The sequence below is a fragment of the Thalassobacter sp. genome (assembly GCF_982993085.1).
Genome location: NZ_CEZFMW010000006.1, coordinates 1 through 14,129 on the forward strand (window position 1 = coordinate 1; position 14,129 = coordinate 14,129).

General features: G+C 57.6%; 8 protein-coding genes. 3 read left to right on the top strand and 5 right to left on the bottom strand.

Annotated elements, in window-relative coordinates; genetic code table 11:
• The first annotated feature begins 2 nt into the window (after positions 1–2).
• The 3 genes from gyrA to AC4GMC_RS01950 all read left to right on the top strand — a co-directional run bounded on the left by gyrA (position 3) and on the right by AC4GMC_RS01950 (position 4,772).
• Positions 3–2,657 carry a DNA gyrase subunit A gene (gene gyrA / locus AC4GMC_RS01940; RefSeq protein WP_487880383.1) on the top strand — a complete coding sequence of 885 codons (2,655 nt, stop codon included), beginning with the start codon at positions 3–5 and terminating at the stop codon, positions 2,655–2,657.
• 197 nt (positions 2,658–2,854) lie between these two features.
• The gene (locus tag AC4GMC_RS01945) at positions 2,855–3,451 is read left to right on the top strand and encodes a transglycosylase domain-containing protein (protein WP_487877694.1); all 597 of its coding nucleotides are present in this window, start codon (positions 2,855–2,857) and stop codon (positions 3,449–3,451) included.
• A 112-nt stretch (positions 3,452–3,563) separates the two neighbouring features.
• Positions 3,564–4,772 carry an NADP-dependent isocitrate dehydrogenase gene (locus AC4GMC_RS01950; protein WP_487877693.1) on the top strand — a complete coding sequence of 403 codons (1,209 nt, stop codon included), beginning with the start codon at positions 3,564–3,566 and terminating at the stop codon, positions 4,770–4,772.
• A gap of 57 nt (positions 4,773–4,829) precedes the next feature.
• Here the strand turns inward: AC4GMC_RS01950 and alaS are convergent, their stop codons facing one another.
• From alaS to guaB, 5 genes are all read right to left on the bottom strand, one after another.
• Positions 4,830–7,487 carry an alanine--tRNA ligase gene (gene alaS, locus AC4GMC_RS01955; protein WP_487877692.1) on the bottom strand — a complete coding sequence of 886 codons (2,658 nt, stop codon included), beginning with the start codon at positions 7,485–7,487 and terminating at the stop codon, positions 4,830–4,832.
• 133 nt (positions 7,488–7,620) lie between these two features.
• Positions 7,621–8,691 (bottom strand): recombinase RecA, encoded by a 1,071-nt coding sequence (recA, locus tag AC4GMC_RS01960; RefSeq protein WP_487877141.1) that lies wholly within the window; start codon positions 8,689–8,691, stop codon positions 7,621–7,623.
• A 259-nt stretch (positions 8,692–8,950) separates the two neighbouring features.
• On the bottom strand, positions 8,951–11,371 hold the full coding sequence (locus AC4GMC_RS01965; protein ID WP_487877142.1) for an ATP-binding protein: 2,421 nt from the start codon (positions 11,369–11,371) through the stop codon (positions 8,951–8,953).
• A gap of 99 nt (positions 11,372–11,470) precedes the next feature.
• Positions 11,471–12,637, bottom strand: a complete 1,167-nt coding sequence (locus AC4GMC_RS01970) for an RsmB/NOP family class I SAM-dependent RNA methyltransferase (RefSeq protein WP_487877143.1) — start codon at positions 12,635–12,637, stop codon at positions 11,471–11,473.
• Positions 12,638–12,640: 3 nt separating this feature from the next.
• The gene (gene guaB, locus AC4GMC_RS01975; protein ID WP_487877144.1) at positions 12,641–14,092 is read right to left on the bottom strand and encodes an IMP dehydrogenase; all 1,452 of its coding nucleotides are present in this window, start codon (positions 14,090–14,092) and stop codon (positions 12,641–12,643) included.
• Positions 14,093–14,129: the final 37 nt, after the last annotated feature.

The window sequence follows — 14,129 nt, forward strand, 5'->3', positions numbered from 1 at the left end:
ATATCACCGATGAAATGAAGAACTCGTTCATCGAGTATGCCATGTCGGTGATCATTTCGCGGGCCATTCCGGACCTGCGCGACGGCCTCAAGCCGGTGCACCGCCGTATTTTGTACGCGATGCACGAAACCAACAATACGCACGAAAAATCCTACCGTAAATCGGCCCGCCCCGTTGGCGACGTGATGGGTAAATACCACCCCCACGGCGACAGCGCGATTTATGACGCACTGGTGCGGATGGCGCAGGATTTTTCCATGTCGCTGCCCTTGCTCGACGGTCAGGGTAACTTTGGCTCGATGGACGGCGATAACCCGGCCGCCATGCGTTACACCGAAGTGCGGATGGACAAACCCGCCGCCTCGCTGCTGGCAGACATCGACAAGGATACGGTCGATTTTCAAGACAACTACGACGGCAAAGACCGTGAACCTACGGTATTGCCTGCGCGCTTTCCCAACATGCTCGTCAATGGTGCGGGCGGTATTGCGGTTGGTATGGCTACGAACATCCCGCCGCACAATTTGGGCGAAGTGATCGATGCCACCCTCGCGCTGATCGAAAAGCCCGACCTCGATTCCATGGAATTGATGGAATACATCCCCGGCCCCGACTTCCCAACGGGCGGCATTATGCTGGGTCGGTCCGGCGCACGCAAAGCCTACCTTGAGGGGCGCGGGTCGGTTGTGATCCGATCCAAGACGCGGGTCGAAGAGATCCGCAAGGACCGCTACGCGATTATCATCGATGAAATTCCCTATCAGGTGAACAAGGCCACGATGATCGAAAAGATCGCCGAAATGGCCAAGGAAAAGCGCATTGAGGGCATCGCCCACGTGCAGGACGAAAGCGACCGGATCGGTGTACGCGTTGTGGTTGAATTGAAGCGTGATGCCACCGCCGAAGTCGTTCTGAACCAGTTGTTCCGCTTTACGCCCATGCAAACATCGTTTGGTTGTAACATGTTGGCCCTGAACGGCGGCCGCCCCGAGCAGTTGACCCTGCGCCGGTTCCTGACATCCTTCATCGATTTCCGCGAAGACGTGGTCGCGCGCCGCACGGCGTATGATCTGCGCAAAGCACGCGAACGGTCCCACATTTTGTGCGGCCTCGCCGTGGCCGTATCGAACGTCGACGAAGTGGTCGCCACGATCCGCCGCTCAGCCGATGCCGCAGAGGCGCGCGCCGCCCTGATGGAACGTCGCTGGCCCGCAGGCGATATCGCCGCCTACATCACGCTGATCGACGATCCGACCCACAAGATGAATGAGGACGGCACCTACAACCTGTCCGAAACGCAAGCCCGCGCGATCCTTGAGTTGCGCCTGCAACGCCTGACACAGATTGGCGTTAAGGAAGTCACGGATGAGCTAGAAAGCCTCGCGGCGGCGATCAAGGATTACCTCGATATCCTTAGCTCCCGCACCCGGATCCTGTCGATCATCTCGGACGAATTGCGCGAAGTGCGTGAGGCCTTTGCCGTCGACCGTCGCACCGAGATCGTTGATTGGTCCGGCGATATGGACGACGAGGACCTGATTGAGCGTGAGGATATGGTCGTGACCATCACCTCGGCTGGCTACATCAAACGCACACCGCTTGCCGATTTCCGCGCGCAAAAGCGCGGCGGTAAGGGCACGGCTGGCATGGCAACCAAAGAAGAAGACGTGGTCACCACGTTGTTCGTCGCCAACACGCACACGCCGCTTCTGTTTTTCACAACGGACGGCATGGTCTATAAGCTGAAAACGTGGCTGCTGCCGCAGGGCGGTCGGACGTCCAAAGGCAAGGCGCTGGTCAACATCCTGCCGATTGGTGCAGGCGTTTCAATCGCCGCAGTGATGCCCGTGGACCGGGCCGAAGAAGACTGGTCGGACCTTCAGATCGTCTTCGCGACCTCGGCCGGCGATGTCCGCCGCAACAGCCTGTCCGATTTCGCCAAGGTCATGCGTAACGGCAAGATCGCCATGGAACTGCCCGAAGGCGTCACCATGGTGAACGCGCGCATCTGTACCGAGGATGACGATGTCATGCTGATGACCTCTTCGGGTCGTGCAATCAGGTTCCGGTCAACGGACGTGCGGGTTTTCCAATCGCGTAAATCGACCGGTGTGCGCGGTGTCCGCCTGACGGGCGATGACACCGTTGTGTCTATGGCCGTAATCCGCCACTTCGAGGCAACGCCCGACGAACGCTCTGCCTACCTCAAGATGCGCCGTGCGGTTGCGGGCCTTGCGGACGACGCTGAGGTCGGCACCGACGACGAAGACGTCAGCGCCAATGCCACAATCGACCCTGAACGCTACGCTCAGATGTCCGCCGCCGAGGATTTGATCCTGACGATTACGGCGCAGGGCACGGGCAAACTGTCGTCGTCACACGATTATCCTATCCGTGGACGTGGCGGCATGGGCGTGCAAGCCATCGACAAAGGAATGCGTGGCGGGGCAGTTGTCGCCTCCTTCCCGGTTGAGATCGAAGATCAGATCATGCTCGCGACATCCAAGGGCCAGTCCATTCGCTGTCCCGTTGAGGGCATTTCGTTCCGGTCGCGCAGCGCCGGTGGCGTGAAGGTCTTTAACACCAGCAAGGATGAAGAAGTCGTCTCTGTTGCGTGGATTGCCGAACAAAGCGAAGACGAACCCGCCGCAGAATAGCGGCGGGGTGGCGGGCATCTAGCCCCTCCCTTTAGCGCAAACATTTGAAAACATGGCGTGATGCGCCATGTTTGTCCCACATGGCAGATATGCGCATGCCAAAATGTCGCATCGAATTCTTGATTTTCAACGTAAACCCGTATACTACCGCATACAGTGTGAGAGCCGAAACTGGCACCGCATAGGAGGAGTTGTACATGGGTCGTTGGTTCACCGGCTGTCTAAGTGTGTTGGCTATTGTGGTCGTGGCGAAGGCCTACACCGGCTGGCATCAGGCCCGTACAGATGCGCCAGACCTCATCGTTGAGGCAGCTTCTTTGATCGCTCAGGGGCGTGGTGCGCACGATCTAGGCCCAGGTCGGGTCGATCAGGTGCTGGCCGCGCAAGACCCAAATTTCTTTCACCACAATGGTGTCGACCTCAAAACGCGCGGCCCCGCAACAGACGGCACCGTGACACAAACACTCGCCCGCCCCGTGGCAATTGCCAGCATGGTGCCCGGCGTTGGCAAAGTCAGCCGCCTCACTTACACCCTCGCCCTTGATGAACGGCTGCCAAAAACGGCGCAGCTTGCGCTGTTTCTTGATCGTGTTGAAATGGGCCATGCACCAGACGGGACTTGGATCACCGGTTTTTTCAAGGCTTCGGAACTGATGTTTGATCGGGCCCCTGCAGAGCTGACGGATGATGAATTCTTGGGCCTTTTGGCCGCGATGCATGGTGGCGCTGCCCTGATGCCACCTGCCGAAGCCACCCCATCTCGGGTCGCGTATCTGGGTGTTTTGCGGGACTAACACTGCTTTATCTCAAAAAGCTTGACTGTATACTATAGTATACATACTGATGCGCGCATCACTTGCTCCGATGCGCGCCAGCATAGGCGTGCAGAACCCAAAGGCGTTTCGCATGACCAAAATCAAGGTAGACAACCCCATCGTTGAAATGGACGGCGATGAAATGACCCGTATCATGTGGGATTTCATCAAGACCAAGCTGATCCTACCCTATCTCGATATTGACCTGCTGTATTACGATCTTGGGATCGAAAGCCGCGACGCGACAAGCGATCAAATCACCATCGATGCCGCCGAAAAAACCAAAGAAGTCGGCGTGGCCGTCAAATGTGCAACCATCACCCCGGATGAGGCACGCGTTGAAGAATTTGGGCTCAAGCAAATGTGGCGATCCCCAAATGGGACGATCCGCAACATTTTGGGGGGCGTTGTATTCCGTCAGCCGATCATTTGCCGCAATGTGCCGCGGCTTGTGCCCGGCTGGACCAAGCCGATCGTGATCGGGCGCCACGCTTTTGGCGACCAGTACAAAGCCACGGATATGAAGTTCCCCGGGCCGGGCAAACTGACGATGAAATTCGTCGGCGAAGACGGCACCGTGGATGAGCGTGAGGTGTTCAACGCCCCCTCTGCCGGAGTGTTCATGGGGATGTATAACCTTGACGATAGCATCCGTGACTTTGCACGCGCCTCGTTCAACTACGGGCTCAATATCGGCTGGCCCGTTTATCTATCCACGAAAAACACCATTCTAAAACAATATGATGGCCGTTTTCTTGAACTTTTTCAGGAAGTATTCGACGCTGAATTCGCCGACCAGTTCAAAGAGGCCAGCATCTGGTATGAGCACCGGTTGATCGATGACATGGTCGCCTGCGCGATGAAATGGAACGGCGGGTTCGTTTGGGCCACCAAGAATTATGATGGTGACGTGCAATCCGACACCGTCGCACAGGGTTTCGGCAGCCTTGGGATGATGGCATCACAACTCATGACCCCAGATGGCGCAATCGTAGAGGCCGAGGCCGCACACGGCACCGTCACCCGCCACTACCGCCAGCACCAAGCCGGGGAACAAACATCAACTAACTCCATCGCATCGATCTACGCTTGGACCGGGGGCCTGAAACACCGTGCCAAGCTGGACGACAACCAAGAGCTGATGCGCTTTGCCGAAACGCTCGAAAAGGTCATTGTCGATACCGTAGAAAGCGGCTTCATGACCAAGGATCTGGCGCTTTTGGTGGGGCCCGATCAAGGATGGCTGACAACGATGGGCTTTCTGGAAAAGATCGACGAAAACCTGCAAGCCGCGCTCTGAGGATTTAAATAAAAAGCGCCCCGTCTGGTCCAGACGGGGCGCTTTTCCATGAGACTGTTAAGTCGTTAAAACCGCTTCGGCAGCCTTGATAGCGGCCTCGGCATTCGCGGCATCCTTGCCACCGCCCTGGGCCATATCGGGGCGACCGCCGCCGCCCTTTCCGCCCAATTCCGCAACGGCGGCCCGGACCAAATCAACGGCAGACACATTCCCCGTCAGATCTTTGGTAACGCCAGCGGCCACGGCGGCTTTGCCGTCTGCATCCGCGATCAAGAGGACAATACCGGACCCCAGTTGTTCCTTGTAACCATCAACGAGACTTGGCAAATCCTTGCCCGATACGCCGGACAAAACCTGTGCCATGAAGGGCATCCCCGCAACATCCCGCGCCTCGGCCTTGGGCGCACCAGCACCACCAGACATAGCCAGCTCACGGCGCAGCGTCGCCACTTCGTTTTGCAGGGCCTTACGCTCTTCCATCAGGGCTTTCACCCGCTCTGGCACTTCGGCGGCGGGCGCTTTCATCGCCAGTGCGGCATCAGCAAGACGCTGATCTTGCGCCACGAGGTATTCAAATGCGGCAGCCCCTGTCAGGGCCTCGATCCGGCGCACCCCCGCGCTAGAGGCGCTGTCGCCCAGCGTGACGAACAGGCCAATATCACCGGTTTGGCGCACATGGGTCCCGCCGCACAGTTCAAGCGAATAGCTCGCGCCTGAGGTCCCTTTGCCCGAGCCCGCCTGCGTGCCCATCGACACGACGCGCACCTCGTCGCCGTATTTCTCCCCGAACAGGGCCTGCGCCCCAAGCGCGCGCGCATCGTCCGGCGCCATCACACGTGTCTCAACGGCGGTGTTCTGGCGGATATAGGCATTAACCTCTTGCTCAACAGTCTTAAGCTGTTCTGCGGTCAGGGCTTTACCGTGGCTGAAATCAAACCGCAGACGGTCTTCGGCATTGAGCGAGCCACGCTGCGCGACATGATCACCCAAAGCTTCGCGCAGCGCTTCGTGCAGAAGGTGCGTGGCGGAGTGATTGGCGCGGATCGCGGTCCGGCGCGAATGATCTACTTCCAACTCAGCCGCTTGGCTGGTCGAAATCGTGCCTTCGGTCACCTCTGCGATGTGCATGAAAACGCCATGCGCCTTGCGCGTATCCGTGATGCGCGCAACACCCGTGTCGGTTTTGAGGGTACCTGTATCCCCGACCTGCCCGCCGCTTTCAGCGTAGAACGGCGTCTGGTTCAGCACGAATGCCACGCTGTCGCCTGCCGTGGCATTAGCGATTTCTACACCATCTTTAACGATGCTTAGCAGCTGACCTTCGGCCTTTTCGGTATCGTAGCCAAGGAATTCGGTCGCGCCATGGGCGTCAGCAATTTCAAACCAAACGGCTGCATCCGCAGTTTCGCCAGTGCCAGACCACGCCGCACGGGCCTTGGCCTTCTGGGCTTCCATCGCGGCATCAAACCCTTCGGTATCGACCGAGCGGCCCTTTTCGCGCAGAGCATCTTGGGTCAAATCAAGAGGGAAGCCGTATGTGTCATACAGCTTGAAAGCTGAGGCGCCGGGCAACGCGTCATCCGCGCCCAGACCTGCCAGCTCGTCGTCCAACAGTTTTAGGCCACGATCCAGCGTCGTGCGGAAGCGTTCTTCCTCAAGCAACAACGTTTCGGAAATCATGGACTGGGCTTGCACCAACTCAGGAAATGCCTGCCCCATCTGGCGTACCAACGCGGGAACCAAACGGTGCATCAACGGGTCCTGCGCGCCCAAAAGATGCGCGTGACGCATGGCACGGCGCATGATCCGACGCAGCACGTACCCGCGCCCTTCGTTCGAAGGCATCACGCCATCGGCAATCAAAAATGATGTGGAACGAAGGTGATCCGCAATCACGCGGTGGTGCACGTTTTTCGGCCCATCGGGATCAACGCTCGTGGCGTTTGCCGAGGCCTCAATCAGGTCCCGCATCAGGTCGGTTTCGTAGTTGTCGTGCTTGCCCTGAAGCAACGCGCCAATCCGTTCCAGCCCCATGCCCGTATCGATGGATTGCATTTCCAGTGGCGTCATGGACCCGTCAGCGAACTGTTCGTTCTGCATGAAAACGATGTTCCAGATCTCAATGAAGCGATCGCCGTCTTCGTCCGCAGAACCGGGAGGGCCACCCCAAATATGTTCACCGTGGTCGTAGAAAATTTCAGTGCATGGGCCACAGGGACCTGTGGGCCCCATTTGCCAAAAATTATCAGACGTCGCGATCCGAATGATCCGCTCTTCGGGAACCCCGACCTTTTTCCAGATTTCAAAAGCCTCATCGTCGGTATGGTAAACAGTCGTATAGAGACGGTTTTTGTCGATCCCAAAGTCTTTGGTGATCAGCTCCCACGCGAAACGAATGGCGTCTTCTTTGAAGTAGTCGCCAAAGCTAAAGTTGCCCAGCATCTCGAAAAACGTGTGGTGACGCGCAGTGTAGCCCACGTTGTCGAGGTCGTTGTGCTTGCCCCCGGCGCGCACGCATTTTTGCGATGTCGTCGCGCGCTTGTAATCGCGATGCTCCAGCCCCGTGAACACGTTCTTGAACTGCACCATGCCCGAGTTGGTAAACATAAGGGTCGGGTCATTGCGTGGCACAAGGGGGGAGCTGTCCACCACTTGGTGCCCATTTCTTTCGAAATAGTTAAGAAAAGTGGAGCGAATATCGTTCAGGCTGGCCATGATGGATCCTACGGGTGTCTAGCGTCACGCAGATGTAGCTGCGCGACGCGGGGCTGTCCATAAGGCGAAGGCTTAGCGCTACGAAAAAGGGCGCCATAAGGCGCCCTAAATGCTGTGGATTTCGTCGATCAGATCACTCGTCGAGGATCTCATCCTTGTCTTTGTCATCCATCTGGAAATCCAACCCGTGTGCCGCGCGGATTTTATCCTCGATGTCGATTGAGATATGGCTGTTTTCCTTAAGGAAGTTCTTGGCGTTCTCACGGCCTTGGCCGATCCGCTCATCACCGTAGCTGAACCACGCGCCAGACTTGTCGACCACACCTGCTTTGACGCCCAGATCAAGCAACTCACCCATTTTGGAGATGCCTTCTCCGTACATGATGTCAAATTCCACCTGCTTGAAGGGTGGTGCAACTTTGTTTTTCACGACCTTCACACGGGTCGCGTTGCCCACGATTTCATCGCGATCCTTAAGGGCACCGATGCGGCGAATATCAAGCCGGACAGACGAGTAAAACTTGAGTGCGTTACCACCAGTGGTGGTTTCGGGCGAGCCAAACATAACGCCAATCTTCATCCGGATTTGGTTAATGAAGATCACCGTGCAACCAGAGCGGTTAATAGAACCGGTCAGCTTGCGCATCGCTTGGCTCATCAGGCGGGCGTGCACGCCGACCGAGCTGTCGCCCATGTCGCCTTCGAGTTCCGATTTGGGTGTCAAAGCCGCAACCGAATCGACAACAACCATGCTGACCGCGCCGGAACGCACCAGCGTATCAACGATTTCGAGGGCCTGTTCACCGGTGTCAGGCTGGGAAATCAGCAACTCATCCAAGTCCACGCCAAGACGTTTGGCGTATTGCGGATCAAGAGCGTGCTCAGCATCCACAAAGGCGCAGACGCCACCCTTTTTCTGCTCTTCCGCGATGCAATGCAGCGTGAGGGTCGTTTTACCCGAGCTTTCTGGACCGTAAATTTCAACAATCCGGCCTTTGGGGATGCCACCAATGCCAAGCGCGATATCAAGACCCAGGGAGCCTGTTGATGTCGCCTCAATCTCTTGGATAGCGCCTTCGGCCCCGAGCTTCATAATTGAGCCCTTGCCGAATTGCCGCTCAATCTGAGCCAATGCGCTGTCGAGCGCCTTTTGTTTATCGCCTGAACGTTTATCTGCCATGTCGAGAAGGTTGCCTGTTGCCATGAGTTAGCCCCTTATTCCATAGCCCCATGCGGCCAGCAATGAAGCATTTGTTCCGGTATTGTTCAATACATGAGATCAAAACAAGAACAATTCAAGATAAATCTGTATTATTCACTTTTGCGTATGCACGGTTAATGAATGGTTACTGTCGATGCGCATCACGAAAAAATACCGCAAATAACGCACAAACTGCTGTTAAGGTTTATTAATTGCGCGGATATCCGGGTTCTAATCCCTTAGGGAACAATCAAAACGCGCCTCAGTGCAGTTGTTTTTGAACCGTTTGCGTCAGCTCCGCGAGCGAGAACGGTTTTGGCAAAAATACCGAATTTGGAACGCCCGCGCGGTCATCATCAAACGTTTCCTGCGCGTAGCCCGACACAAAGACCGTCTTGACCGCAGGCCGGTCCTTAAGCGCCAGTTTGACCCACGATGGGCCATCCATTCCCGGCATCATCACATCGGTAACGAACAAATCGACGTTCAAATCTTTGTCCGATAGCTGCTCAAGTGCATCCTCTGCGCTGGCGGCTTCTAGGACGGTGTAGCCGCGCAAACGCAAAGCACGCGAAGCAAATGCCCGAACCGGGGCTTCATCCTCAACCAACAGCACAACTTGCTCTTGATGTCGGGGCACACTGGAAAGTTTTTCCGCTTTCATTGGCGCGTGCTCTTCCTGCGTGATCCCTTCTGCTGATTTTGCCGAAAGCGGTATCAGCATGCGAGGATCAGCAGCCACCTGCGACGTATTCGACGACCGTGGTGGAAGCGCCGTGGCCGACGCCTCATCATCATCATCGTCTCCATCATCCGCAGGGAAATACAGTGAGAATGTCGCGCCTTCCCCCACGATGCTGTCAGCAAAGATAAACCCGCCCGTTTGCTTCACAATCCCGTAGACCATCGAAAGGCCGAGCCCCGTGCCCTCACCGGTACGTTTCGTCGTAAAAAACGGTTCAAAAATACGGTTCAATTGGTCCTTGGGAATGCCCTTGCCAACGTCCGACACGCTGACCACCACATATTGCCCCTCGGGCACGGTGACCCGATCGCGTGAAAAATCTTCTTCGAGGTACTCGCAACGCGTCTCAATCCTGATTTCACCCCCATCTGCCATCGCATCGCGCGCATTCACGACGAGGTTCATCATGACCTGCTCCATCTGCCGTCGATCCGCGCGCACGGGGATCAACCCAGGATCGTGCGACAGCGTCAACTGCACGCGCTCCCCCACCAAGCGGTTCAAAAGATGGGTCAAATCACCAAGCGTGTCACGCAGATCCAGACGCTCCAGCTGAAGGGTTTGTTTGCGCGAAAACGCCAAAAGCTGCCCAACCAACGCCGCAGCCCGGTTGGCATTTTGACTGATCTGCACGAGGTCCGCGTAATCCGCATCGCCCTTGTCATGGTGCAAAAGCAACAAGTCGCAATGGCCCGAAATCGCTGTTAGCAGGTTATTGAAGTCATGCGCCACGCCACCCGCAAGCTGCCCGATAGCTTGCATTTTTTGGCTTTGAACAAACTGCGCCTCTAGCGTTTTTAACTCAGTCGCATCCGTCAAAACCGCGACCAAAGACCCGTGCCCATCAATCTGAACGCGGCCAAGCGCGATCTGCAAAAACCGTTCTGGCACCGAACGGGCCACACGCACAACTTCTGAGCGGCTCAGCCCGCGCCCTCGTGCAGCATCACCAATCCACTCGCCCACAGAGCGGCCAAGCCCTTCGACCAGCGATTGCACCGTTGCGGTACCTTCGGACAGTTGCGGCAATAGGTTGTGAGCCAAACGGTTCGCGCCGATGATCGAACCATCAGAGTTTAGGTGTAGCAACGGGACCGGCAGGTCATCCAGCACAGGCAGAAAGCCAGAAACATCATCCGTGCTCGGGGCCTCTGACGGGAACAAGTACACCTCGGACCGACCAACGTTGCCCTCCGCCTGGAATACTCGCATCGGTAGGGTTTTGCCGTCCAGAACCAGATTGTGGACAAACCCATCGCGCAGGGGAAGTTCCTCAAAAATATCTTGAAGTCGCTTTACCCGACGCCCGAGCGCAAGGCGCAGGGGTTCATTCATATGCAAGATTGCACCTGATCGACTGACCGTCATCATCGGGATGGCAATGCCATCACCCGCACGATCTGGCCGCTCTGCGATGTCCTCTAGCCGCCACAAAAATCCGGGATGCACATGTTGTACCGTCAGACGAATGTGACCACGCCACGTGACGATATCTTCGCGCGCGGCACCAACCTCTGCGGCGACAGAACGCAGCCGCAGTACCACCGCATCCGGGTTCGCAAACAACGACGCCACAGAGCGACTGACCGTTTTGCTGCGGCACCCGCCAAAACGGTCAATTGAAGCCTTATTTTGGAACAGAATTTCGCCATGGGCGTTTGTTAAAAAGCTGGGGGCCACGTCATGTTCAAGAAACCGCATAACGGCACGCATATCGCGCCGAGAGGACGCGTTGCGCCACATGACCATGCCACGCACCAGTATGATTTGGAGCCCAAGCGCGGCCGCCACAGCCAAAAGCGCGGACTGCTCCAACGCAGAAGACGCCCAAAACGCCAGCGCAAGCGCGCCAATCGCCGCCAAGCCCAGCACCCAAACATAATTGTTAACCCGGTCCAACGCTTGCCTGCGTGCCGTGCTTTCAATACCAACGCTCACGCGTTTCTCCAATTTCAGTTCGCACGTCTCATTAGGCCATCGAAATGGTTAACGACGCCTTAAGGCGCGACACATCCATTTAACTTTATATCACAATTTTTAGGATGCTGCGCGAAACACATGGAGATAGAAGCCATCGGTGCCGTCCAAGGGCGTCGTGGACCACGTTGCCTCAGTGCTCAGATGAGGATGGCGCGCAAGGATTGCGGCGGCTTGATCCGCGTTTTCAGCAGCAAAAAGCGAACAGGTCATATACGCCAACCACCCAGCGGGAGCGAGCATTGGAACACAGTCATCAATGATCTGAGATTGCGTCGCGCAAAGCTGCTGCACCTGCTCCGGTGTGGATCGCCAGCGCGCCTCCGGCGCACGACGCCACGCACCTGAACCGCTACAGGGCACATCGCAAATGATGCCATCGAACTGGGCGTCAGGCGCCACATTTTCTGCGATCTGGATCGAGACACCGGCGCGGCGCGCGCGCTCGGGCAGGTCCTTCATACGTTTGGGGTCCACGTCATGGGCCGTGATGTCCAGATCATAGGCATCCGCGAGCGCAAGCGCCTTGCCACCACCGCCCGCGCAATAGTCCAAAATTCGCGTGTTCGGCTGCGCAGGGCAGCGCGCGACAAGCCCCTGAGATCCCGGATCTTGCAACTCAAACAGGCCAGACAAATAAGCCTCTGTCAGATGCAACCCTCTGGTACCACTGGGCAAAACCAGCGCGCCCGAGGCCGCATCGTGTGGGACGGCATCATGCCCAAGCGCATTAAGAGTCGCGACCAACCCATCGCGGGTCCCGTGGCGCAGACTGGCGCGCAGCCCGACCGGGGCGCGGTCCCGCAGGGCCTGCGCGATGCCTGTCGCATTGTCTTTGTGGTCAGCATCCAGCGCGTTCAGAGCCCACTCAGGCAGGTCCAACTGCTGGTCACGCGGAGCGTCCGACAAGACAGATGTAACATGCTCAGATGGCTCCAACGGACTGGGCGCATGGCCCTGTCCAGTAAACACTGCATCTAGGTCAGCCCCCTGCCCGCGCAGCAAGCCCAGCACCAGCGCACGGCCCGTGTCACCACCGCCCAGCCACGCGCTAGAGGCCCGCCGACGCAGCACATCAAACACGATATCACGCACTGCCGCACGGTCCTTGGACCCCGCATACCGCGCGCCGCGCGCCCAGCGCGTCAGCTGTTGCTCAGCCGGTGTGCCGGTGTTGATAGCATCGAGGATTTCAATCGCGGCCCCGTAGCGCGCGGCGGGGGTCATCGGTTACCCGCCGCTGCGATAATTGGGCGACTCGCGCGTGATTTGGACATCATGAACATGGCTTTCCTTGAGGCCGGAGCCTGTGATCCGTACAAACCCGCAGTTTTCACGCATTTCATCGACTGTCGCGCATCCGGTGTAGCCCATCGCCGCACGCAAACCGCCGACCAATTGGTGCACCACTGCGCCCGCAGACCCCTTGTAAGGAACCTGCCCTTCGATGCCTTCTGGAACCAGTTTGTCGCTGGCCGCATCCTTTTGGAAATACCGGTCCGCAGAGCCACGCGCCATTGCCCCAAGCGAGCCCATGCCCCTGTAGGACTTGAAGCTACGACCTTGGTACAAAATAACCTCGCCGGGGCTTTCGTCCGTGCCAGCAATCATCGAGCCGACCATGGCACAGGACGCGCCTGCCGCGATTGCCTTTGCAAAGTCACCCGAGAATTTGATGCCGCCATCCGCGATAACTGGGGTGTCGCCCGCCGCCGCCGCGCAATCCATGATTGCGGTCAGCTGAGGCACACCAACACCCGCCACAATCCGCGTTGTGCAAATAGAGCCCGGGCCGATCCCGACCTTGATCGCATCCGCGCCTGCACCGATCAGCGCACGCGTAGCTTCGGCCGTCGCAACATTGCCCGCAACAACTTGAACTTTGCTCGACAACTTCTTGATACGATTTACAGCGATGCCCACACCTTCGGAGTGACCATGGGCTGTATCAACCACAATCAGGTCACAGCCAGCGTCAATCAACGCCTCAGAGCGTTCAAAGCCCGCGTCCCCCACAGTCGTCGCAGCAGCGACGCGCAAACGGCCCAAGTCGTCTTTGCAGGCGTCCGGGTTGAGAACGGCCTGTTCAATATCCTTAATCGTAAGAAGCCCGGTCAAGTGACCCTCCTCATTCACGATTAGCAGTTTCTCCAACCGGCGCGCGTGCATCAAGGACCGTGCCTCGCCCAGATCAACCGGCTCACGCAGAACCGCCAGATCATCGGATGTCATCATCGCAGAGACGGGTGTCGCATCATCATGAGCAAAGCGCATGTCGCGGTTCGTCACGATGCCCAACAATTGGCCGCCCTCACCTACAACGGGGAAACCGGTGACGCGGTAACGTTCTTGCAACGCCTTAGCGTCCGCGAGCGTTTGGTTAGGCGTCAGCGTATGCGGCTTATAGACGATGCCAGAGACAAAGCGCTTCACCCGGCGGACTTCGCGCGCCTGACCATCGACGTCAAAATTACGGTGCACAACGCCCATACCGCCCGACTGAGCCATCGCAATCGCCATACGCGCCTCGGTTACGGTGTCCATCGCGGAGCTAAGCAGCGGGATGTTCAGGCTAATGGATTGCGTGACCCGCGTACGCGTGTCAGCGGTGCTCGGCAGGACGCTAGACGCACCTGGAACAAGCAGTACATCATCAAAGGTGAGAGCCTCACGAATCTTCATTCCAGTCTCCTTGGAAGGACCATCGGTTGGCAACTCC